General features: G+C 72.6%; 22 protein-coding genes. 17 read left to right on the top strand and 5 right to left on the bottom strand.

The window, feature by feature from the left end; genetic code table 11:
* Nucleotides 1-41 precede the first annotated feature (41 nt).
* Nucleotides 42-1,364, bottom strand: a complete 1,323-nt coding sequence (locus tag ABZZ74_RS05080; protein ID WP_356761939.1) for a serine protease — start codon at nucleotides 1,362-1,364, stop codon at nucleotides 42-44.
* A gap of 90 nt (nucleotides 1,365-1,454) precedes the next feature.
* Between ABZZ74_RS05080 and ABZZ74_RS05075 the strand changes: the two genes are divergently transcribed.
* A complete protein-coding gene (locus tag ABZZ74_RS05075; RefSeq protein WP_208785691.1) occupies nucleotides 1,455-1,748 on the top strand; it encodes a trypco2 family protein in 294 nt (97 codons plus the stop codon).
* A 22-nt stretch (nucleotides 1,749-1,770) separates the two neighbouring features.
* Here the strand turns inward: ABZZ74_RS05075 and msrB are convergent, their stop codons facing one another.
* The 4 genes from msrB to ABZZ74_RS05055 form a co-directional block, all read right to left on the bottom strand.
* Nucleotides 1,771-2,178 (bottom strand): peptide-methionine (R)-S-oxide reductase MsrB, encoded by a 408-nt coding sequence (msrB, locus tag ABZZ74_RS05070; RefSeq protein ID WP_133041551.1) that lies wholly within the window; start codon nucleotides 2,176-2,178, stop codon nucleotides 1,771-1,773.
* 13 nt (nucleotides 2,179-2,191) lie between these two features.
* On the bottom strand, nucleotides 2,192-3,583 hold the full coding sequence (murC, locus tag ABZZ74_RS05065) for a UDP-N-acetylmuramate--L-alanine ligase (RefSeq protein ID WP_356761938.1): 1,392 nt from the start codon (nucleotides 3,581-3,583) through the stop codon (nucleotides 2,192-2,194).
* A 341-nt stretch (nucleotides 3,584-3,924) separates the two neighbouring features.
* Complete coding sequence (locus tag ABZZ74_RS05060; RefSeq protein ID WP_207929648.1) at nucleotides 3,925-4,398, bottom strand: indole-3-glycerol phosphate synthase; 474 nt, start codon at nucleotides 4,396-4,398, stop codon at nucleotides 3,925-3,927.
* Nucleotides 4,399-4,531: 133 nt separating this feature from the next.
* On the bottom strand, nucleotides 4,532-5,338 hold the full coding sequence (locus ABZZ74_RS05055; RefSeq protein WP_356761937.1) for a pyrimidine reductase family protein: 807 nt from the start codon (nucleotides 5,336-5,338) through the stop codon (nucleotides 4,532-4,534).
* Nucleotides 5,339-5,375: 37 nt separating this feature from the next.
* Here ABZZ74_RS05055 and zapE point away from each other — a divergent pair, with 37 nt between their 5' ends.
* From zapE to ABZZ74_RS04975, 16 genes are all read left to right on the top strand, one after another.
* On the top strand, nucleotides 5,376-6,482 hold the full coding sequence (gene zapE / locus ABZZ74_RS05050) for a cell division protein ZapE (RefSeq protein ID WP_356761936.1): 1,107 nt from the start codon (nucleotides 5,376-5,378) through the stop codon (nucleotides 6,480-6,482).
* Between the two features lie 154 nt (nucleotides 6,483-6,636).
* Nucleotides 6,637-7,029, top strand: coding sequence for a hypothetical protein (locus ABZZ74_RS05045; protein ID WP_356761935.1), 393 nt, complete (start codon nucleotides 6,637-6,639; stop codon nucleotides 7,027-7,029).
* A gap of 89 nt (nucleotides 7,030-7,118) precedes the next feature.
* Nucleotides 7,119-7,697 (top strand): carbonic anhydrase, encoded by a 579-nt coding sequence (locus ABZZ74_RS05040; RefSeq protein WP_356761934.1) that lies wholly within the window; start codon nucleotides 7,119-7,121, stop codon nucleotides 7,695-7,697.
* A gap of 8 nt (nucleotides 7,698-7,705) precedes the next feature.
* Complete coding sequence (locus tag ABZZ74_RS05035) at nucleotides 7,706-9,175, top strand: SulP family inorganic anion transporter (RefSeq protein ID WP_356761933.1); 1,470 nt, start codon at nucleotides 7,706-7,708, stop codon at nucleotides 9,173-9,175.
* A 100-nt stretch (nucleotides 9,176-9,275) separates the two neighbouring features.
* Nucleotides 9,276-10,064 (top strand): slipin family protein, encoded by a 789-nt coding sequence (locus ABZZ74_RS05030; protein ID WP_356761932.1) that lies wholly within the window; start codon nucleotides 9,276-9,278, stop codon nucleotides 10,062-10,064.
* 45 nt (nucleotides 10,065-10,109) lie between these two features.
* Nucleotides 10,110-10,664: a YbhB/YbcL family Raf kinase inhibitor-like protein gene (locus tag ABZZ74_RS05025; RefSeq protein WP_356761931.1), complete on the top strand. Its 555-nt coding sequence runs from the start codon at nucleotides 10,110-10,112 to the stop codon at nucleotides 10,662-10,664.
* A 17-nt stretch (nucleotides 10,665-10,681) separates the two neighbouring features.
* Complete coding sequence (locus ABZZ74_RS05020) at nucleotides 10,682-11,539, top strand: PPK2 family polyphosphate kinase (RefSeq protein WP_356761930.1); 858 nt, start codon at nucleotides 10,682-10,684, stop codon at nucleotides 11,537-11,539.
* 28 nt (nucleotides 11,540-11,567) lie between these two features.
* The gene (locus ABZZ74_RS05015) at nucleotides 11,568-13,088 is read left to right on the top strand and encodes an FAD-dependent oxidoreductase (RefSeq protein ID WP_356761929.1); all 1,521 of its coding nucleotides are present in this window, start codon (nucleotides 11,568-11,570) and stop codon (nucleotides 13,086-13,088) included.
* Nucleotides 13,089-13,172: 84 nt separating this feature from the next.
* Complete coding sequence (locus ABZZ74_RS05010; protein WP_356761928.1) at nucleotides 13,173-14,015, top strand: polysaccharide deacetylase family protein; 843 nt, start codon at nucleotides 13,173-13,175, stop codon at nucleotides 14,013-14,015.
* Nucleotides 14,016-14,059: 44 nt separating this feature from the next.
* The gene (locus ABZZ74_RS05005) at nucleotides 14,060-14,239 is read left to right on the top strand and encodes a hypothetical protein (RefSeq protein WP_356761927.1); all 180 of its coding nucleotides are present in this window, start codon (nucleotides 14,060-14,062) and stop codon (nucleotides 14,237-14,239) included.
* Nucleotides 14,240-14,262: 23 nt separating this feature from the next.
* On the top strand, nucleotides 14,263-14,979 hold the full coding sequence (locus tag ABZZ74_RS05000) for an aminoacyl-tRNA hydrolase (protein ID WP_356761926.1): 717 nt from the start codon (nucleotides 14,263-14,265) through the stop codon (nucleotides 14,977-14,979).
* The gene (locus ABZZ74_RS04995; protein ID WP_356761925.1) at nucleotides 14,976-15,626 is read left to right on the top strand and encodes a TetR/AcrR family transcriptional regulator; all 651 of its coding nucleotides are present in this window, start codon (nucleotides 14,976-14,978) and stop codon (nucleotides 15,624-15,626) included. The genes ABZZ74_RS05000 and ABZZ74_RS04995 overlap by 4 nt, the downstream gene beginning before the upstream one ends.
* A gap of 32 nt (nucleotides 15,627-15,658) precedes the next feature.
* Nucleotides 15,659-16,267 (top strand): TIGR03086 family metal-binding protein, encoded by a 609-nt coding sequence (locus ABZZ74_RS04990; protein WP_356761924.1) that lies wholly within the window; start codon nucleotides 15,659-15,661, stop codon nucleotides 16,265-16,267.
* Between the two features lie 149 nt (nucleotides 16,268-16,416).
* The gene (locus ABZZ74_RS04985) at nucleotides 16,417-17,202 is read left to right on the top strand and encodes a DUF4142 domain-containing protein (RefSeq protein ID WP_356761923.1); all 786 of its coding nucleotides are present in this window, start codon (nucleotides 16,417-16,419) and stop codon (nucleotides 17,200-17,202) included.
* 123 nt (nucleotides 17,203-17,325) lie between these two features.
* Nucleotides 17,326-18,729 (top strand): DUF692 domain-containing protein, encoded by a 1,404-nt coding sequence (locus tag ABZZ74_RS04980; protein WP_356761922.1) that lies wholly within the window; start codon nucleotides 17,326-17,328, stop codon nucleotides 18,727-18,729.
* 112 nt (nucleotides 18,730-18,841) lie between these two features.
* Nucleotides 18,842-19,615 (top strand): DUF4142 domain-containing protein, encoded by a 774-nt coding sequence (locus tag ABZZ74_RS04975; protein ID WP_356761921.1) that lies wholly within the window; start codon nucleotides 18,842-18,844, stop codon nucleotides 19,613-19,615.
* Nucleotides 19,616-19,707 lie beyond the last annotated feature (92 nt).

Here is a 19,707-nt window from a genome sequence, read left to right as displayed (position 1 = left end):
TCGCGGCGCCCTCCTCCCCTCCCCGCGCCGGACGGGACCCCTCATGCCCGGCCTCCGTGGTGGCGCAGGTCCTCGCGGAGGACGGCGATCAGCTCGCGCAGCCGGGCGAGCTGCCGGGACGGGTCGGTCAGCGTGGCGATCTGCAGGCGTTCCGTCCGGCGCCGGTCGGCGGTCTCGGTGGCGGTGGCGAGCGACTCCCGGTCGACGACGCCGAACTGGACCGAGCGGCCGAGCTCCACGCGTCGCAGCCGGGCGAGCAGCGCGTCGGCGTGGTCGAGCAGCGCGGGCCGCAGGAGGGTGTCGCGGGCGGCGGTCCAGCCGGTGCCGCCCTCGTGCCGGAAGACGAGCAGCAGCCGGAAGCCGCACTCCCGCAGCCGGGCGAGCAGTTCGATCAGGCGCCCCGGCTCGCGTTCCTCGTCGACTCCGTCGACCAGGACCGTGGCCGGCCGGGTGAGCACGGGCGGCGGTGCGGGGCGGCGTCTGGTGCCCAGCAGCCAGTCCCAGTGAGCGAGGTAGGCGCCGGCCGGGAAGCCGATGTGCTCCAGGGCGTGGTCGGCGAGGTCGGGCCGGCCGGAGACGCCGCCGCGGTGGACGAGGTGAGCGCGGTGCTCCAGGTGCCGTAAGGAGCGGTCCTTGCCGCTGTCCGGCGGCACCACGGTGATCTTCACGGGGTCCTCGTCGGGATCCTCGAACCAGCGCACCAGCCGCTCCTCGAAGCCATGGTCCCAGGCGTGCGGACTGCTCAGCTCCTTGACGAGCGGGGAGAGTTCGGCGATCCGCTCGACGGGGATCAGATACGAGAAGGCGAGCCGGTTGTTCTCGGGCAGCAGTTCGTCCATGTCGCCGCGCCAGCTGACGACGAGGCCGACCACGCGGGTGGGGCGGCCGTCGTACGGCCGGGTGCAGACGGCGGCGCCGCTGAAGCCGCGGCGCACCACTTCCGCCCTGGTGACGGCGTCGAGTTGCACCCGCTCGCCGTGGACTCCGCTGATCCGGCCCCACAGGGTCATGCCGTCGTCGAAGCCCTCCGCGTAGCCGGTCGCGAAGACCTCGGTGCCTCCGCGCGGCACGCCGTCCAGCGGCGCGGGCCGTGCCTGCGGGCGCGGGCTGTCCAGACGCAGCACGGCGACGTCCTCGCCGCCCTCGCCCTCCGGCAGCCAGCCGCCCGGCATCACCCGGGCACCGACGCCCTCGAGCTCGCGGTTCTCGGCGAACTCCACCCACATGACCGCGTCCGGGTCGCCCACCACGTGGGCGCAGGTCAGCGCCGTGTGCTGATCGACGAGCACCCCGGCACCGCGGACGGGACCGCGAGCGTCCCCGCGGCGCAGCCTGAGTCTCCAGTCCGCACGTAGCTCCCCCATACCGGTTCACCCTACGCGCGGGGCTGGTGCGTCCCTAGACTTGTGACGAGGTTGGATCGGCCAATCAACGGAAGTCGGCGGTGAGTTGGCATGGGGGAGACGGAACCGGTCGGTCTCGCGGAGGCCATCGGCACGGTCCGTGCGGAGCTGGCTCGGGCGCAGGCCGAGGGGGCCGCCAGCGACTGGCGGTTCAGTGTGGAGCAGGTCAGCCTGGAGTTCGCGGTGCAGTTCCACCGGGTCGGCGAGGGCGGCGCGGGACTGCGCCTCGGCGTGGTGGAGGCACGGCTCGGCGGCTCGGTGAGCCATGACTCCACGCACCGTATCCAGGTCGACCTCAAACCCCTGCCCCGCGCCGACGGCCGGCACCACGAGGTGGGCCGCTAGCGGCCGCCGGCGGGGTCCCGGCTCAGGCCTCGTCGGGCGTGAGCCGCAGCGAGATGCTGTTGATGCAGTACCGCTGGTCGGTCGGGGTCGGATACCCCTCACCCTCGAACACGTGCCCGAGGTGCGACCCGCAGCGGGCGCACCGGACCTCGGTGCGCACCATCCCGTGCGAGCGGTCCTCGATCAGCTCCACCGCGTCGGTGTCCTTCGGGTCGTAGAAGGACGGCCAGCCGCAGTGGGACTCGAACTTGGTGGTGGAGGTGAACAGTTCGGCGCCGCAGGCGCGGCAGGAGTAGACGCCCTTGGTCTTGGTGTCGGTGTACTCACCGGTGAAGGCCGGCTCCGTGGCGGCCTGCCGCAGGACCGCGTACTCGGCCGGCGTCAGCTCCGCACGCCACTGCTCGTCCGGCTTGTCGACGTCGTACGACATGAAGCTCAGCCCCTTAGTTCGCGAGACGGTCCAGGATGCGCGGGCCGAGGTCGGTGACGTCGCCCGCGCCCATGGTGAGAACGAGATCACCGGCCCTCGCCATTCCCGCGACCACGTCCGGCACCTCTGTCTTGTCGTGCACCGCCGTCACGTCGGCGCCCGCGGCCCGCGCGGCCTCGACGATCAGCTCGCTCGTCACACCGGGGATGGGGTCCTCGCGGGCCGGGTAGATGTCGAGGACCACGGAGGCGTCCGCGAGCGCGAGCGACTGTCCCATCTCCTTGCCGAGCTCCTGGGTCCGGGAGAACAGGTGCGGCTGGAAGACGACCAGGATCCGGGCCTCGCCCGCCGCGGCGCGCATCGCCTCCAGGTCGGCCGTCATCTCCGTCGGGTGGTGGGCGTAGGAGTCGATCACCTGTACGCCGGCCGCCTCGCCCTTGAGCTGCAGCCGCCGCTTGACCCCGGTGTACGCGGCCAGGGCGGGCGCCAGCTCGGCGGCGGGGACACCCAGCGCGGCACCGGCGGCGAGGGCGGCGACGGCGTTGTGGGCGTAGTGCCTTCCGGGCACGGAGACGGTGAAGGTGAGCGGCGCGCCGTCCAGTTCGACGGTGACCTCGCTCTTCAGGCCCTGGGCGACGACGGAGAGGACCCGCACGTCGGCGTCCTCGGCCTCGCCGTACGTCACCGTCCGGACCGAACCGGCCAGCCGGCGGGTCAGCTCACGGGCGCCCTCGTGGTCGGCGGAGATCACCAGGGTGCCGCCGGGCACGATCTTTCCGGCGAAGGTCTCGAAGGACTCGTAGATCTCGTCCATGGACGCGTAGTTGGCGTGGTGGTCGAGCTCCACGTTCAGCACGATCGCCACCTCGGGGGCGTACGTGTGGAAGCTGCGGTCCGATTCGTCCGCCTCCGCGACGAAGATCTCCCCCTCGCCGTGCAGGGCGTTGGAGCCGGGCGCGTCCAGGTCGCCGCCGATCGCGTACGAGGGGCCGAGGCCCAGCGCGGACAGGGAGACGGCCAGCATGGAGGTGGTGGTCGTCTTGCCGTGGGTGCCGGCCACGGCGATCGGCCGCAGGCCGTCCATCAGGGCGGCGAGGGCGTCCGAGCGGTGGACGACCGGGACGCCCAGCTCCGCGGCGCGGGCCAGCTCGGGGTTGTCCTTCCGGATCGCCGAGGAGACGACGACACAGCTGGCGTCGTCGGCGAGGTGCTCCGCGGCATGTCCGATGTGCACCGTGACGCCCAGGGCCCGCAGTGCCTCGGCGGTCGCGGATTCCTTCGCGTCGCTGCCGGCCACCTTGGCTCCGCGCTGGGCGAGGATCTTCGCGATGCCCGACATCCCGGCACCGCCGATGCCGATGAAGTGCGGTCGGTCCATGGCGGGGGGAAGGGTGCCGGGTGCCATGCGTATGTCTCCCAAGATGCGGTGCGAGGGTCGGGCGTCCTTCTGCGGAACCCGCCCCAGCCTATGCCGTCCGGTGCCCTGTGCCTCTCAGCAGGCGTCCGGTCGACACGCGAGGAGGCGCGGGGGCGCACCGGCATGCGGTCGCGCCGCGAAGAAACACAGGGCCGCACCGGCGTCCGGCAGCGCCGCGCGCGGGCGCGCCCCGCCCCGACGCGTCCACGTCAGGACGACGCACGACGGGCGCCTCGTCGTCCATCCCGGTCGTCCACCCCGGTCCGCCCAGGCACGACCACCTGACCCAGTCCGACCCGGCCTGGCCCGATCCGGTCCGGCGGCAGCCGCTACGCCTTGCTGTGGGAGAACAGCTTCAGGACCGGGACGCCCACCTTGTGGCGGGCCCGGGACGCCCAGTCCCGGTGGAAGAACTCCTCGACGTAGTGGGGGTCGGTCAGCACGATCACCTCGTCCGCGCCGATCTCCTCCACGAGGGACTTCAGCGCGTCGAGCGGATGGTCCTCGATCAGTCTGCCCTCCGCCGCGCTGCCGGCCGCCGTCAGCGCCTGCAGGGACACCGCCAGGGCGCGCTCGCCGAAGCTCTTCGCCTCCTCCCCCTCCGGGGTCAGTCCCTCGCGCGTGGCCTCGTCGAGCTCGCCGAGGGCGACGTCGTCGATGGCCCGCAGCAGGCGGTCGGCCTGGTCGCCGCGGGGCTGGAGCAGTACATGGAAGGAGACCTCCTCCTCCCCGTGCAGGCCGGTGACGAACTCCACGTCTGCGGACGTCAGGGCCTTCTCGATCATCAGTACGCTTGTGAACACCGGGCGCCCCTTCTGCGGAAACCATCCTGCCCCGTGATCTCACGGGGACTGCGAGATTCAGTGTGCCCGCCGCAAGGCAAGCGGAACGGTAGATTCCGCCGATTTCGGAACCGGCGGTACCGCTGAACGATTGTCAGGTCCGCTGGTAGCGGCTGAACAGGAACCCTTCCTCCTCCAGCAGGGACGCCAGCGCGAACCGCCTCGGAACCGCGACCGACGGCCCCCCGGCGATCCGCTGGGCGTCCCCGGCGGTGAGCATCGGGGCGACGGTCAGACACAGCTCGTCCAGCACCCCCGCCGCGACCAACTGCCCCAGCAGCCGCGGCCCACCCTCGGTCAGCAGCCGTGTGTGACCGAGCTCACCGAGGGCCTGTACGGCACGGGCGGGCTCCACGCCGACGCCGTCCCCGGCGACCACCACCCGGGCGCCCGCCTTCTCCGCGGCCAGCACCCGGTCCGGGGCCGCCGCGGCACCGGTGAGGATCAGCGTCGGCACCTCGGGCGAAGCGAACAGGGGCAGCGAGAAGTCCAGGTCGAGACCGGCGGTGACGACCGCGATCGCCGGCACCGGCGTCTGCCCGGCCGCCGCCCGCACCGCCGCGAACTCCGCGCGCACCCGGGCGGGCCGGTACCCCTCCTGCCGCACCGTTTCGGCACCGACGACCACCACGTCCGCCAGGGCCCGCAGGGTGCCGAAGATCCGCATGTCGGTGGCGCTGGAGATGGGCTGCGACTTCCCGTCGTGCTGCGCGGCCCCGTCCAGCGTGGCGACCATGTTGGCCCGCAGCCAGGGCACCGGCCGGCCCGCGGCGGCGGGCTCCGGGTAGGCGTAGGCGGCGGCGAGCTCGGCGAGGCTCCACTCACCGCCGTCCGGCCCACCGGGCCCCTCGCCGGAGGCGGTCGGCACTGTCTGGTCGGTCACAGGGAACAGGCGTCGCATGCCGTGCAGTGTTCCACGACGCTTAGCATGGGTAACCGTGTCGTCCTCGCCTTCCGCTCCCGGCCTGCATCCCTCGACCGACGCGGCCCCGGTGTCCCTCTGCGCCCGCGCGCCGCACGTCCCCGCGGAACGGCTGGTGGCCGAGATGGTCCCCCCGCCACGCTTCGACTCGGTCCGCTTCAGCACCTACATGCCGGACCCGAACCAGCCCAGCCAGACCGAGGCGGTACGGGTCCTGGAGGGTTTCGCGGCCGGTCTCGGTGGTGCGCACCGGGCGAGCGGCGGCAAGCGCGGCTTCCTCGGCTTCGGGAAGACCAGGGCCCCGAAGACCCCGGCCGGCCCGCGCGGTGTCTATCTCGACGGCGGTTACGGCGTCGGCAAGACCCATCTGCTCGCCTCCCTGTGGCACGCCACCCCGGCGGAGCCCGCGCTGAAGGCGTTCGGCACCTTCGTGGAGCTGACCAACCTGGTCGGCGCCCTGGGCTTCCAGCAGACGGTGAAGACGCTCTCCGGCCACCGTCTGCTGTGCATCGACGAGTTCGAGCTGGACGACCCCGGCGACACCGTCCTGGTGTCGACCCTGCTCGGCCGGCTGGTCGAGGCGGGGGTCGCGCTCGCCGCCACCTCCAACACCCTGCCCGGCAAACTGGGCGAGGGCCGCTTCGCGGCGGCCGACTTCCTGCGCGAGATCCAGGGCCTGTCCGCCCACTTCCGGCCGCTGCGCATCGACGGCGAGGACTACCGCCACCGGGGTCTGCCCGAGGCGCCGGCGCCGTTCTCCGACGAGCAGGTGACCAAGGCGGCGCACGCCACGGAGGGCGCCTCGCTCGACGGCTTCCCGTCCCTCCTCGGCCATCTCGCCAAGGTGCACCCCAGCCGCTACGGCGCGCTCACCGACGGCGTGCGGGCGGTCTGCCTCACCGACGTCCAGCCGGTGCCGGACCAGGCGACGGCGCTGCGTCTGGTGGTGCTCGCGGACCGGCTCTACGACCGTGAAGTCCCGGTCGTAGCCTCGGGGTTGCCCTTCGACCGGCTGTTCAGCGAGGAGATGCTGAACGGCGGCTACCGCAAGAAGTACTTCCGGGCGATATCCCGGCTCACCGCGCTGGCCCGGGACGGCAAGGCGCTCGTCGCCGCCGACTAGATCACGCCAACCCACCGGCGCCATTCAGGCCCTCTTCAACTCGAAACGTAAAGTTAACCCTGCAAACCGGATCACCGGGTTACCGTGGCTCTTGACCAGTCGTTGACCATCCTTTGGTCGAGACCAGAGACACGAAGAGCACGGAGGGGGGCGCATGTTCCGAGGTACGACGGCCAGGGCCGCCCTGGCCCTCCTCGCCGCCGCCCTGCTCACCCTCCAGCTCTTCGCTCCGAACGCATCCTTCGCAGCCGCGCACACGGCCCGTCACGCCGTGGCCAAGGACCTGCCCGGAACGAAACCCTCCGGCAAGGCGCTGCGTGACGAGTCGGCGACGCATGGCGACTGCGGTCTCTCCAAGGACCCGACCGGCCCCCTGCGCACCCGCGACCGTCATGTGAACACCGGGTGCACCCCCGAGGACCCCGAGCGCCCCCTGCTGGGCGAGGACCCGGCGTCCGCCCGCGAACCGGTGGCGCTCCGCGCCCCGCATCCGTCGAGACCTTCGACATCCCGCTCCCCGGCGGCACTTCAGGTCTTCCGCTGCTGAGAGAGCCGAGCAGAACAGAGCAGTTCCCCCACCCTGTTCCTGCCCACACCGACGTGCCCCCACGGCGCGTCAGGAGGAGTCACCACATCATGCAGCCCCTCATCGACAACGCCCGTACGTTCGGACAGCGCCCTGAGGAGTTCGCCAAACTCGCCGAAGGCCAGTCCCCGCAGGTGCTGTTCATCACCTGCTCCGACTCCAGGGTCGTGCCGGCCCTGATCACCGGCGCCCGCCCGGGCGAGCTCTTCGAGCTGCGCACCGCGGGCAACATCGTGCCGCCGTACGCCTCCGAGCACCCCACCAGCGAGGCCTGCACCATCGAGTACGCCGTGGAGGTGCTCGGCGTCTCCGACATCGTGGTCTGCGGGCACTCGCACTGCGGCGCCGTCGGCGCCCTGGTGCGCGGCGACGACCTGGACGCCGTACCGGCCGTGCGTGACTGGCTCGCGCACGCCACCCCGCGCCCGACGGGGACGGTGGAGGACCCGACCGTGTCCGAGGGCGTGCAGAGCCACGTCCTGACGCAGCTGCTCAGGCTGCGCTCGTACCCGTACATCGACAAGAAGCTGAAGGACGGTCAACTGACCCTGCACGCCTGGTTCTACGAGGTCCACACCGGCGCCGTGCAGGCGCACGACCCGGCCGCCGACGTCTTCAAGGCCCTGTGAGCGCGGCGATGACAACCCTCACCTCGAAGTTCCCCCATCTGCGGCAGGACTTCCTCGCCTCCATAGTCGTCTTCCTGGTCGCCGTGCCGCTGTGCGTCGGCGTGGCGGTCGCCTCCGGCGTCCCGGCGGAACTGGGCCTGGTCACCGGCATCGTGGGCGGCCTCGTCACCGGGTTCCTGCCCGGCAGCAGCCTGCAGGTCTCGGGGCCGGCCGCCGGTCTGACCGTGCTGGTCTTCGAGGCCGTCAGCGAGTTCGGCGTGGGCACGCTCGGTGTGATCGTGCTGATGGCCGGTCTGCTGCAGCTCGCGATGGGCTTTTTCAAGATAGGCCGCTGGTTCCGGGCGATATCCGTCTCCGTCGTCGAGGGCATGCTCTGCGGCATCGGCCTGGTGATCATCGCCGGGCAGATCTACGCGGCGGCGGGCCTGAAGGCGCCGGAGACCGGCCTCGGCAAGATCGCGGGCCTGCCCGGGGCCTTCGCCGACGCGCTCGGCAGCACCGAGGCGCTGGCCTCGCTCGCGATCGGCGCGGGCACCATCGCCGTCATCGTGCTGTGGAAGAGGATGCCGAAGGCGCTGCGGTCGGTGCCGGGCGCCCTCGCCGCGGTGGTCCTGGCCACGGCCGCCACCCTCGCCTTCGGCCTGCCGGTCGCCACCGTCACGGTGGAGGGCCTGTTCGGGGTGATCCAGGTGCCGGGGGGCGACGCCTTCGGTGAGCTGGCCACCCCGGCCATCTGGGGCACGATCGTGGCGTTCGCGCTGATCGCCTCGGCGGAGAGCCTGTTCAGCGCGGCGGCCGTGGACCGGCTGCACGACGGTCCGCGCACCGAGTACGACAAGGAGATGGTCGCCCAGGGCGTGGGCAACACGGTGTGCGGTCTGCTCGGCGCGCTGCCGATGACCGCGGTGATCGTGCGCAGCTCCGCCAACGTCAGCGCGGGCGCGCGGACCAAGGCCTCGCGGGTGCTGCACGGCGCCTGGCTGCTGCTGTTCGCCGCCGCGCTGCCGTCCGCCCTGGCGCTGGTCCCGATCCCCGCCCTGGCCGGCATCCTGGTGCACGCGGGCTGGAAGCTGATCCCGTTCCGGCAGATCTCGGCGCTGTGGCGCAGCCACCGGGGCGAGGCGCTGATCCTCGTGGTCACGGCCGTCTCGATCGTCGCGGTCAACATGTTCGAGGGCGTGCTCATCGGTCTGGCCCTGTCCGTGGTCAAGACCGCCTGGGAGGCCTCGCACCTCAGGACCGAGATCGTCGACAAGGGCGCCGGTCCCATCCAGGTCCATCTGACGGGCAACGCGACCTTCCTCAGGCTCCCGAAAATCCTCGACAGCCTGGAGGCGCTGCCCCAGGACCGCCCGGTGGAGCTGGACCTGTCCGGACTGCACCACCTGGACCACGCCTGCCGTACGGCACTGGAGAACTGGGCCGAGCGGCACAGCGCGGTCGGCTCCGAACCGGTGCGGGTGACGACGGCCGCATAAGCACCCCGGTGGCCGGTCCCGGACCCTCGTGGCCCGGGACCGGCCACCGGGCATATCGTTGCATAAACAGACAGATGGACCTCTCTCCGAGGGGGTCGTGATGGTCCCTGAGCTGGTGACAGCCGTGGTCGCGGCCGGAGCGGGCGCGCTCGTCTACGCCGCCGCGGCGGCGCGCGTCGTCAAGCAGTACGAGCGCGGGGTGCTCTTCCGGCTCGGGCGGCTCGGCGGTGAGGTGCGCACACCCGGGTTCACGATGATCGTCCCGTTCGTGGACCGGCTGGCGAAGGTCAACATGCAGATCGTCACGCTGCCGATCCCGGCCCAGGAGGGCATCACGCGGGACAACGTGACGGTGCGGGTGGACGCCGTCGTCTACTTCAAGGTGGTCGACGCGGCTGCAGCGCTGGTCAACGTCGAGGACTACAAGTTCGCCGTCTCCCAGATGGCGCAGACCTCCCTGCGTTCCATCATCGGCAAGAGCGACCTGGACGACCTGCTCTCCAATCGCGAGAAGCTCAACCAGGGCCTTGAGCTGATGATCGACAGCCCGGCCATCGGGTGGGGCGTGCAGATCGACCGGGTGGAGATCAAGGATGTCTCGCTGCCGGAGTCGATGAAGCGCTCCATGGCCCGCCAGGCCGAGGCCGACCGTGAGCGCCGCGCCCGCATCATCAACGCCGACGCCGAACTGCAGGCATCCAAGAAGCTGGCCGAGGCCGCCCAGCAGATGGAGGACACCCCGGCCGCGCTCCAACTGCGGCTGCTGCAGACGATCGTCGCCGTCGCCGCCGAGAAGAACTCGACCCTGGTGCTGCCCTTCCCGGTGGAGCTGCTGCGCTTCCTGGAAAGGGCCCAGGAACACCCGCAGGACCACCACCTGGAGAAGTGACCACGCCGCTGGCGGGGCACGGATCGCGGGGCTAGCGTTCCGTGCATGCGGCGCACGGTGGTGATCGTCGGTGTGGCGATGGCGGTGGGGCTCGTCCAGGGCTGCGGGGACGGCGGAGGGAGTTCCTCCGCGCCCTCGCCCGACACCGGCCGGCGCCTCGCCGTCTCCAGCCCCGCCTTCGCCGAGGGCGGCACGATCCCGCGGCGCCACACCTGTGACGGCGAGGACGTCTCACCGCCGCTCGCCTTCTCCGGCCTGCCCCCGGCCACCGTCACCCTGGCGCTCCTGGTCCAGGACCCCGACGCCCCGCACGGCACCTTCACCCACTGGCTGCTGTGGAACGCGCCCCCGGACCGGACCGGCTGGCCCGCCGGCCAGGTCCCGCGAGGAACGGTCCAGGGCCGCAACGGCTTCAAGCGGACCGGCTACGGCGGCCCCTGCCCGCCCAGGGGAGACCAGCCGCACCACTACGTCTTCACGGTCTACGCCGCCGACCGCACCCTCCATCTGCCCTCCGACGCCTCGCCCGACGACCTGGGGCGCGCACTCGCCGGCCACACACTGGCCTCGGGCACCCTGACCGGCCGTTACGGCCGCTGACTGGAAGGGACACTCCCGTGGCCAAGGACGGAAGGAACGAGGATCTGCGCACGCTGCTGCGCGTGCCCGGCGGTGAACATCTCGACCTGGCCGAGTACGACACCCGGCACGGGCCGGCGGGCCCGAAGGACAAGGCCGCGGGGCGCGCGGAGACCGCCCGCACCGGCAAGCGGCTGGCCAGGCTCCAGGAGCGGCTCTGGGCGGCCGGCACCGCGGGCGACCGGAGCCGGGTGCTGCTGGTGCTGCAGGGCATGGACACCAGCGGCAAGGGCGGCACGATCAAGCACGTCGTCGGGATGTTCAACCCGGCCGGCTGCCGGGTCATGGGCTTCAAGGCGCCCACCGCCGAGGAACGCGAGCACGGCTTCCTGTGGCGCGTCGAGAAGGAACTCCCCCGCCCCGGCGAGATCGGCGCCTTCGACCGCTCGCACTACGAGGACGTCCTCGTCCCCCGCGTCCGCGCCCTCGCCCCGCGCGACGAGATCGAGCGCCGCTACGACGAGATCAACCGCTTCGAACAGCGCCTGGCCGACGACCGGGTCACCCTCGTCAAGTGCTTCCTGCACATCTCCTTCGAGGAGCAGCGCCGCCGTCTCCTCAGGCGCCTGGACCGCCCCGACAAGCGCTGGAAGTTCAGCCCCGGTGACATCGACGACCGCGCCCTGTGGCCCGCCTATCAGGAGGCGTACGAGATCGCCCTGCACCGCTGCTCCGCCCCGCACGCCCCCTGGTACGTGATCCCGGCCGACCGCAAGTGGTACCGCGACTGGGCCGTGGCACGGCTGCTCCTGGAGCATCTCCAGGCGCTGGATCCGCAGTACCCGGAGCCGGGGTTCGACCCGGCCGAGTGCCGCAAACGGCTCCTGGAACACTGATCCCTGCCGGGCTGGGTACCCGGCCGCCATGAACGAGGACCAGCACGTCAACGGCTCGTACTGGCTCGAGACCGCCCCGGGCCCCGACCATCCTCCGCTCACCGAGGACCTCACGGTCGACGTGGCCGTGATCGGCGCCGGGATCGCCGGGCTGAGCACCGCGTGGGAGCTGGCGCGGGCCGGCCGGTCGGTGGCCCTGCTGGAGGCCGACCGGGTCGCGGCCGGTGTCACCGGCCACACCACCGCCAAGCTCACCGCGCTGCACACGCTGATCTACGACAAGCTGCGCCGTACCCGCGGCCCCGACGGCGCCCGACTGTACGCCCGCTCGCAGAGCGAGGCCGTCGAGCACGCCGCCGAGGTCGCCGAGGAACTCGGCGTGGACTGCGAGTGGGAACGCCGCGACGCCTACACCTATGTCTGTGACGCGGCCCGGGTGGAGGAGCTGCGGGCCGAGGTGGCCGCCGCGAGCGGGGCGGGGCTGCCGGCCTCGTTCACGACGGACACCGGGCTGCCGTTCCCGGTGGCGGGGGCGGTGAAGGTGACCGGACAGGCGCAGTTCCATCCGCGCAAGTACCTGCTGGCGCTCGCCGAGGACCTGGTCCGCCGGGGCGGGCGCATCCACGAGCACACCACGGTCACGGGCCTCGACGAGGGCGAGCCGTGCCGCGTGGCGACCGCGTCCGGCGCGACGGTGACCGCCCGGGACGTCGTGGTCGCCACGCACTACCCGATCTTCGACCGGGCCCTGCTCTTCACCCGTCTCTCCCCGCGCCGCGAACTGGTCGTCGCCGGGCCACTCCCCGTCGACCGGGACCCGGAGGGCATGTACATCACGCCGGACGAGGGCACCCGATCCGTGCGGACGGCACCGTACGGCGAGGACGAACGGCGGTTCCTGGTCGTCACCGGCGAGCACTTCACGCCCGGCACCGGAGACACCCGGACCCGCTTCGAGCACCTGACGGCCTGGGCCCGCGACCACTTCCCGGACGCCGACCTCACCCACCGCTGGGCCACCCAGGACAACGACCCCACGGACACGGTGCCCATGGTCGGCCTGCTGCACCCGGGCGCCCGGCACGCCTACGTCGCCACCGGCTTCGGCGGCTGGGGCATGAGCGGCGGCATCATGGCGGGCCGGCTGCTGAGCGCGCAGATCCTGGGCGAGCCGTGCGCGTGGAGCGAGCTGTACGACCCGCGGCGGCTGCGGACGGCGGTGCGCGAGGCGCCGACGTTCCTCAAGACGCAGGCCGAGGTGGCCCGGCACTTCGTCGGCGACCGGCTGCGTCCGGTGCCGCCGCTGGAGTCACTGCCGCCGGGCGAGGGCGCCGTGGTCCGCGCCGGACACGACCGGGTCGCGGTGTACCGGGACGACGACGGCAGCCTGCACGCGCTCTCCCCGCGCTGCACCCACCTCGGCTGCCTGGTCTCCTTCAACTCCGCCGAACGCGCCTGGGAATGCCCCTGCCACGGCTCCCGCTTCGACAAGGACGGCAAGGTGATCCAGGGTCCGGCGACCAGGCCGCTGGAGCGCCGGGACATCTGACCGGGTGACCTGACCGAGTGACGCCGACCCCGAACACCACCCCCATAACCACATAAATAAGACAATCAGCTCTACGTTCGTACGGTGATCGCTCCCGTACGACGTGCCGCCGCCCTCTGCGCCCTCGGCACCGCCCTGACCGCCTGCGGCACCGTCAAGGCCCCACACGCCGCCCACCCGGCCCCGTCCGCCACCTCCGCCGCGCCCTCCCGGCCGCCGACCCTGGCCCCCGGCCCGGGCGGCCTGACGCCGGTCTTCAAGAACGGCCCCCGCACCGACGGGAAGATCGTCGCCCTCACCTTCGACGCCGACATGACCGCCGACGAGGGCAAACGGGCCGCGGCCGGCGAGCGGTTCGACAATCCGCAGCTCATCGCGACGCTCCGGGCGCTGAAGGTGCCGGCGACCGTCTTCATGACCGGGCGGTGGGCCGACGAGTACCCGGTGCAGGCGCGGTCCATCGACCGCGACCCGCTCTTCGAGATCGCCAACCACTCCTACAGCCACTACGCCTTCACCGGCGACTGCTACGGCCTGCCGACCGTCACGGTGGACCGGATGCGGACGGACGTGGAGCGGGCGTACACCGCGTTCCGCCGGGCCGGGGTGAGGGACGCGATGCCGTACTTCCGCTTCCCCGGCGGCTGTTACGACCAGCGGGCCCTCAAGGCGCTGGCCCCCGTCGGCGTCACCGCCGTGCAGTGGGACGTGGTGAGCGGCGACGCGTTCGCGACGGACGCGGACGCGGTGGCCCGGCAGGTCCTGGACGGCGTGCGCCCCGGCTCGGTGGCGGTCATGCACTGCACCCGCAGCGCGGCCCCGGTGACCGAGCGCGCGGTCCGGACGATCGTGCCGGAGCTGCGTGCCCGCGGGTACCGGTTCGTGAAGGTCTCGGAGCTGGTGGGGGACGCGCAGGGACGTCGGTGAGCGGCGTCCGCGAGCGGCTTGCGTGAGCGACTTACGCTGGAGTCATGAGCGACGAGTACTGCACGATCGCCGACGCCACGAAGCCGCCGACGGCGGACGGTCCGCCGTACGCGGAGTGTGTGCTGTGCCGGGAGCCGACGGAGTACCCGGAGTCGTACAAGGGCATCACGATGTGCCCCGTCTGCGAGTGGCAGGAAGCCCAGCGCGGCGCCTGCTCAGGGTGAGCGGCCCTTTAGAGTTGCCTGGTGTGAGCCCTGATTCAACAGCAACCGGTGACAGTCCCTTCCGGTCCGAGCGCACCGCCCGCGACGAGGCCCCGCAGTTCGTGCTGCCGCTCGTCGTGCGGATCGAGAAGGCGGCGCCGCCCGCCCGTACCGACGCCCTGGAGACCGCTGCCCGGGCCGTGCTCGTCATGCTCAGCGATGAGCGGTCCCTGGGGGACGGCGCGTGGGCCCAGGCGATGCGGGAGTGGCAGGACGCGCGGATCCGGAAGGTCGTACGGCGGGCCCGCGGGGCCGAGTGGCGGCGGGCGGAGGGGCTGGACGGGATAACCGTCACCGGGAAGTCCGCCGAGGTGCGGGTCTTCCCGCCGGTACCGCTCGACGGGTGGCCGAAGGACCTGGCCCGGCTGCAGGTGTCCGGCACCGACCTCGACGATCCCGAGGCACCGGCGGAGGCCGACACCTCGCAGCCCGTGCTGTGGCTGAACCCGGAGCTGGACATGTCCGCGGGCAAGGCGATGGCCCAGGCGGGCCACGGCGCTCAACTCGCCTGGTGGGAGCTGTCGGACGAGGAACGCGCCGCGTGGCGGGACGCCGGGTTCCCCCTGGCCGTACGGACCGCCGAGCGGGGGCGCTGGGCCGAACTGACCGGCGGTGGGCTGCCGTTGGTCCGGGATGCCGGGTTCACCGAGATCGCGCCCGGCTCGTGCACCGTCGTCGCCGATCATCCGGCCTTGCGATGACACGACTGGACGGGCGGGTCGAGCGGGGAAACCGGACGCGGCGGTCGGTGCTGGCGCGGACCGTGGAGATCGCTTCCGTGGAGGGGCTGGAGGCGCTGTCCGTCGGGCGGTTGGCGACGGAGCTGGGGCTGAGCAAGAGCGGGGTGTTCGCGCTCTTCGGGTCGAAGGAGGAGCTGCAGCTCGCCACGGTCCGGGAGGCGGGACGGATCTTCGCCGAGCGGGTGGTCCGGGTGGTCGAGGAGGAGCCCGCGGGGGTCGGACGGGTGTGGCGGCTGTGCGAGGCGTGGCTGGAGTACTCGCGTGGCCGTGTCTTTCCGGGCGGGTGCTTCTTCTACGAGGTCGTCGCCGAGTTCGACGCCCGCTCGGGGCCCGTGCACGAGGCGGTGGCGCGGGCGCAGCGGGACTGGACGGCGTACGTGGAGCGCACGGTCGCCGGCGCCCGGGACGCCGGTGAGCTGCGTGAGGACACGGATGTGCCGCAACTCGCCTTCGAGCTGGTGGCGTTGATGGAGACCGCGAACGGGATCGCGGTGCTGCGGGCCGAGGAGACCGCCTATCGCCGGGCCCGGGTGGGGATCGCGGCGCGGCTGCGGGCGGCGGCCGTCGAGCCGGAGAGGGTTCCGGAAACGGGCGGCGAAAACAAGTAGCACGACCGTTCGCTTGGTTTTAGGCTCGGCTCATGGCTGTCACCGGAGCGGACATCGTCGAGCTGGACCGGATCGCCGTGCGCGAGGCGGTCCGGGTGGTGGATCTGGCGGGGGACGAGGACTGGGAGCGGGACACCCCGTGCGCGGGCTGGACCCTGCGGCGGCTCGTGGCACACATGGCCGCCCAGCACCACGGGTTCGCGGCCGCCGCGCGGGGTGCGGGGCAGGAGGCCGAGCGCTGGCGGGAGCCGGCGGACATGGGCGATCCAGCGGGGGTGCACCGGGCAGCTGCGGCGGACGTGCTCGGCGCGTTCGGTGAACCGGGCGTGGAGCAGAGGGAGTTCGCGCTTCCCGAGCTCGGCGGGAGCTTCCCCGGACGGATCGCGGTCGGCTTCCACTTCGTCGACTACGTGGTGCACGCATGGGATGTCGCGGCCACGCTCGGCGCGGCGGTGGAGCTGCCGGACGAGGTACTCGGCGCCGCGCTCGCCGTCGCCCGGCGCGTGCCGACCGATCCGGCGCGACGAGGACCGGGGTTCGCGTTCGCGCCGATGGTCCGGGTGCCGGAGGAGGCCGGGCCGTTGGAGGAGACGCTGCGGCTGCTGGGGCGGACGACGGAGGTGTGGACGAAACGCGACTGAGCGGGCATATCGCTTTACCAGTCGTTTAGTTATTTGGCCGTCGCTTGAACAACCGGGTCCACCCCCGCGTACCTCCTGTCACCGGCGCCCGGTCAACATCCCCGCGCCGTGGACCAGTTGGTTTCACCCGGGAGGGACCTTTGCAGCGCATGCGGATCAATGGCACGGCCTTCCTCGTCGCGGCCCTCGTCGCCACCGTCGGAGCGATCGCGTTCCCCGTGTGGTCGTACGCCGACCGGTCGGGCACCGGTCAGGCGAACGTGGCCGCGGGGACCGTGAACACCCAGTGGGGCCCGCTCACCGCCGCCGACCGCGATCTGATCGTGCGGGTGCGGCTGGCCGGACTGTGGGAGCTGCCGGCCGGGCAGCAGGCCCTGGAGCGCGCGCCGAGCCAGGCCATCAAGGACGCCGGCGACCATCTCATCGTCGGCCACACCGACCTCGACAAGCGGGTCCGGATCGTCGCGGCCCAGCTGGGCGTCGCCCTGCCGAACCAGCCGAACGAACAGCAGCAGGGCTGGCTGCAGGAGATGTCGGCGGCGAGCGGCGCGGAGTACGAGTACAAGTTCGTGAACCTGCTGCGGTCCGCGCACGGCAAGATCTTCCCGGCGATCGGCACGGTCCGGAACACCACCCGCAACACCCTCGTACGGCAGCTGGCCTCGGACGCCAACCAGACCGTGCTCGACCACATCACGATCCTGGAGAAGACCGGCAAGGTCGACTTCGACGCCATCGCCAACGACGCGGTGGCCGGGACGACCGCCAGCCCGACCGGACCGGCGGCCCCCGTGCCCGGCCAGGTCGCGCCCTCGGCGCCCGCCGCCGAGCCCGGAGCGAACCTGCCGACGACGTCCAGCCCCTCGCCGGGCGCGCCCGGCACGGTCAACACCGGGCGGCCGGACCCGGTGGACACGGCGGGCGTCCTCGGGTGAGCCGGGCGGGACGCAAGGAACCTCAAATGTTGCTCTGAAGGTGCGGGGCGCGCGGTTCGGGGCGGGGCGCCGGGGCCATACCCCCGTCACGTTCTTCGGGGAGACGGCAGGGAGGGGACGACCATGGAGCGTCTGGGCACGGGCATCGGGTGGCGGCCGGAGATCGCCGACGCCGTGGAGCGGATGCCGGGCATCGACTGGGTCGAGGTCGTGGCCGAGAACGTGTGCCCGGGGCACCTTCCCGACGCGCTCCAGCGGCTGCGGGCGCGTGGCGTGACGGTGGTCCCGCACGGTGTCTCCCTGGGCCTGGGCGGGGCCGACCGTCCCGACGCGGGCCGGCTGACCGCGCTCGCCGAGCGGGCGGAGGCACTGGGGTCACCGCTGGTCACGGAACACATCGCCTTCGTCCGGGCGGGCGGACCGCTGACGGCGTCCCCGTCGCTGGAGGCCGGTCATCTGCTGCCCGTCCCGCGCACCCGTGACGCCCTCGACGTGCTGTGCGAGAACGTCCGCGTCGCGCAGGACGCGCTGCCCGTGCCGCTCGCCGTGGAGAACATCGCCGCGCTGATCTGCTGGCCGGGCGAGGAGATGACGGAGGGGCAGTTCCTGTACGACCTCGTCGACCGGACCGGGGTGCGGCTCCTCATCGACGTGGCCAACCTGCACACCAACCACATCAACCGCGGCGAGGACCCGGCCAAGGCCCTCGCCGAGCTCCCCGTGGAGGCCATCGCGTACGTCCATGTCGCGGGCGGCTTCGAACGCGACGGGGTCTGGCACGACAGCCACGCCCACCCGGTGCCGGACGCGGTCCTGGACGTCCTGACCGACCTCGCGTCCCGGGTGCGCCCGCCGGGCGTGCTGCTGGAGCGGGACGAGAACTTCCCCGAGCCGGGAGTGCTGGAGGGGGAGCTGGCCGCGATCCGGACGGCCGTGGAGAGAGGACGGGCGGCGGGCGGCGAGCCGGGGCGAGCGGTGCGGAGGGAGGTGGCGGCGACCGCGGCGGGCACCGGGACAGTGACAGCGGCAACCACCGAGGAACCCCCGACCGCCGCCCCCTCCCCCGTCACCACCGCCCCGACTCCGCCTCCCGCCGCCCCCTCGGACAGCGCCGAGGGCGCCCGGCAGCGGCTCGGACTCGCTCAGGCCGCGCTGCTGTCCGCGCTCGTCGCCGGGACGCCCGTGCCCGAGGGGTTCGACCGGGGGCGGCTCGGGGTGCAGGCGCGGGCGCTCGCCGGGAAGCGTGCCGATGTGGTGGGGAAGGTCGCGCCCGAGTTGCCGGGGATTCTCGGCGAGGCGTACCGGGCGGCGTTTCTCGCGTACGCGCACGGGCACCCCATGACCGGCGGCTATCGCCGGGACGCGTTGGACTTCGCCGAGCATCTGCTGGTGTCGGGGCGGCTCGCGGAGGGGCGGGTGCGGCGGGAGCTGCGCGGCTGGTGGCAGGAGCGGTCGGGGCCGGTGCCGCCCCGGTCCGGGCGGGGGCGGGTGGCCCGGGTGGCGCGGCGGGTGCTGTCGCACCGCTGAGCGGCGAGTGTGGGATACGCCTCCTCGCGGCATCGGTGCCCGCACCACGCAGTAACATGCCAGTCCCGCACTCACAACCGACCAGCGTGCGGTGCCGCAGGTAGGAGGCACCATGCGACCGAGACCACCCATCAAGGGCCGGGGCATCGTCAGTGGAACCGGCGTCATCGTCACGGGTCTGCTCGCGACCCTGCTCGCACTGATCTTCCCGATCTGGTCCTACGCCGACCGGTCGGGAACCGGCGTGAGCGTGCTGAACGCCCAGACAGTCGCCACGAACTACGGCCCCCTGTCGGGCCTCGACCGCGACTTCCTCACCAGGGTCCGCCAGGCCGGCCTGTGGGAACTGCCCGCCGGCCAGGAGGCCGAGCAGAAGGGCACCACCCAGGCCGTACGGACGGCGGGGCAGCACCTCGTCCAGGGCCACACCTTCCTCGACCAGCGGGTCCGGGACGTCGCCGCCAGGCTCGGCATCGAGCTGCCCAACGAGCCCACCGCCCAGCAGCGGCAGTGGCTCACCACCCTGAACAGGGCGCAGGGCGTGGAGTACGACCACGACTTCGTGAACATCGCGCGGCTGGCGCACGGCAAGGTGTTCTCGCTCGTCGCCCAGGTCCGCGCGACCACCCGCAACTCGCTGGTGCGCGCCCTCGCGGACGACGCGAACACGACCGTGCTGGACCACATCAAGGTCCTGGAGGCGACGGGCGACGTCGACTGGGACGCCCTGGCGCGCAACATGGCGGCCGCGAGCACTCCCCCGCTGGTCAACTCCCCCGCCCCGCCCGGCCCCACGACGGACCCGAGCCCGGCGGTCCCGGTCGCCCCCACGCCGTCCGCGACCTACTCGCTGCCGCCGGCCGCCTCCAGCCCGCCTCCCCAGTAGTCCCGTTCAGGACAAGCGGAACGTCACAGGCCGACAACGCTCCGTCCGGATTGTGAACAAGGCATGGCGCCCGAGAGGGCCTTTGGCATAGA

The organism is Streptomyces sp. NPDC006476 (assembly GCF_040612015.1).
Taxonomy (GTDB): Bacteria; Actinomycetota; Actinomycetes; order Streptomycetales; family Streptomycetaceae; genus Streptomyces; species Streptomyces griseorubiginosus_B.
This window is presented reverse-complemented; position numbering and strand designations above follow the sequence as displayed.

Excerpts from the sequence above, each read along its gene's own strand:
- ABZZ74_RS05075 (WP_208785691.1), top strand. The coding sequence starts at position 1,455 with ATGGGGGAGACGGAACCGGTCGGTCTCGCGGAGGCCATCGGCACGGTC.
- ABZZ74_RS05045 (WP_356761935.1), top strand. The coding sequence starts at position 6,637 with ATGTTCCGAGGTACGACGGCCAGGGCCGCCCTGGCCCTCCTCGCCGCC.
- ABZZ74_RS05035 (WP_356761933.1), top strand. The coding sequence starts at position 7,706 with ATGACAACCCTCACCTCGAAGTTCCCCCATCTGCGGCAGGACTTCCTC.
- ABZZ74_RS04980 (WP_356761922.1), top strand. The coding sequence starts at position 17,326 with ATGGAGCGTCTGGGCACGGGCATCGGGTGGCGGCCGGAGATCGCCGAC.
- ABZZ74_RS04995 (WP_356761925.1), top strand. The coding sequence starts at position 14,976 with ATGACACGACTGGACGGGCGGGTCGAGCGGGGAAACCGGACGCGGCGG.
- ABZZ74_RS04975 (WP_356761921.1), top strand. The coding sequence starts at position 18,842 with ATGCGACCGAGACCACCCATCAAGGGCCGGGGCATCGTCAGTGGAACC.
- ABZZ74_RS05025 (WP_356761931.1), top strand. The coding sequence starts at position 10,110 with ATGCGGCGCACGGTGGTGATCGTCGGTGTGGCGATGGCGGTGGGGCTC.
- ABZZ74_RS05040 (WP_356761934.1), top strand. The coding sequence starts at position 7,119 with ATGCAGCCCCTCATCGACAACGCCCGTACGTTCGGACAGCGCCCTGAG.
- ABZZ74_RS04990 (WP_356761924.1), top strand. The coding sequence starts at position 15,659 with ATGGCTGTCACCGGAGCGGACATCGTCGAGCTGGACCGGATCGCCGTG.
- ABZZ74_RS05080 (WP_356761939.1), bottom strand. The coding sequence starts at position 1,364 with ATGGGGGAGCTACGTGCGGACTGGAGACTCAGGCTGCGCCGCGGGGAC.
- murC (WP_356761938.1), bottom strand. The coding sequence starts at position 3,583 with ATGGCACCCGGCACCCTTCCCCCCGCCATGGACCGACCGCACTTCATC.
- ABZZ74_RS05030 (WP_356761932.1), top strand. The coding sequence starts at position 9,276 with ATGGTCCCTGAGCTGGTGACAGCCGTGGTCGCGGCCGGAGCGGGCGCG.
- ABZZ74_RS05015 (WP_356761929.1), top strand. The coding sequence starts at position 11,568 with ATGAACGAGGACCAGCACGTCAACGGCTCGTACTGGCTCGAGACCGCC.
- ABZZ74_RS04985 (WP_356761923.1), top strand. The coding sequence starts at position 16,417 with ATGCGGATCAATGGCACGGCCTTCCTCGTCGCGGCCCTCGTCGCCACC.
- ABZZ74_RS05005 (WP_356761927.1), top strand. The coding sequence starts at position 14,060 with ATGAGCGACGAGTACTGCACGATCGCCGACGCCACGAAGCCGCCGACG.
- ABZZ74_RS05055 (WP_356761937.1), bottom strand. The coding sequence starts at position 5,338 with ATGCGACGCCTGTTCCCTGTGACCGACCAGACAGTGCCGACCGCCTCC.
- msrB (WP_133041551.1), bottom strand. The coding sequence starts at position 2,178 with ATGTCGTACGACGTCGACAAGCCGGACGAGCAGTGGCGTGCGGAGCTG.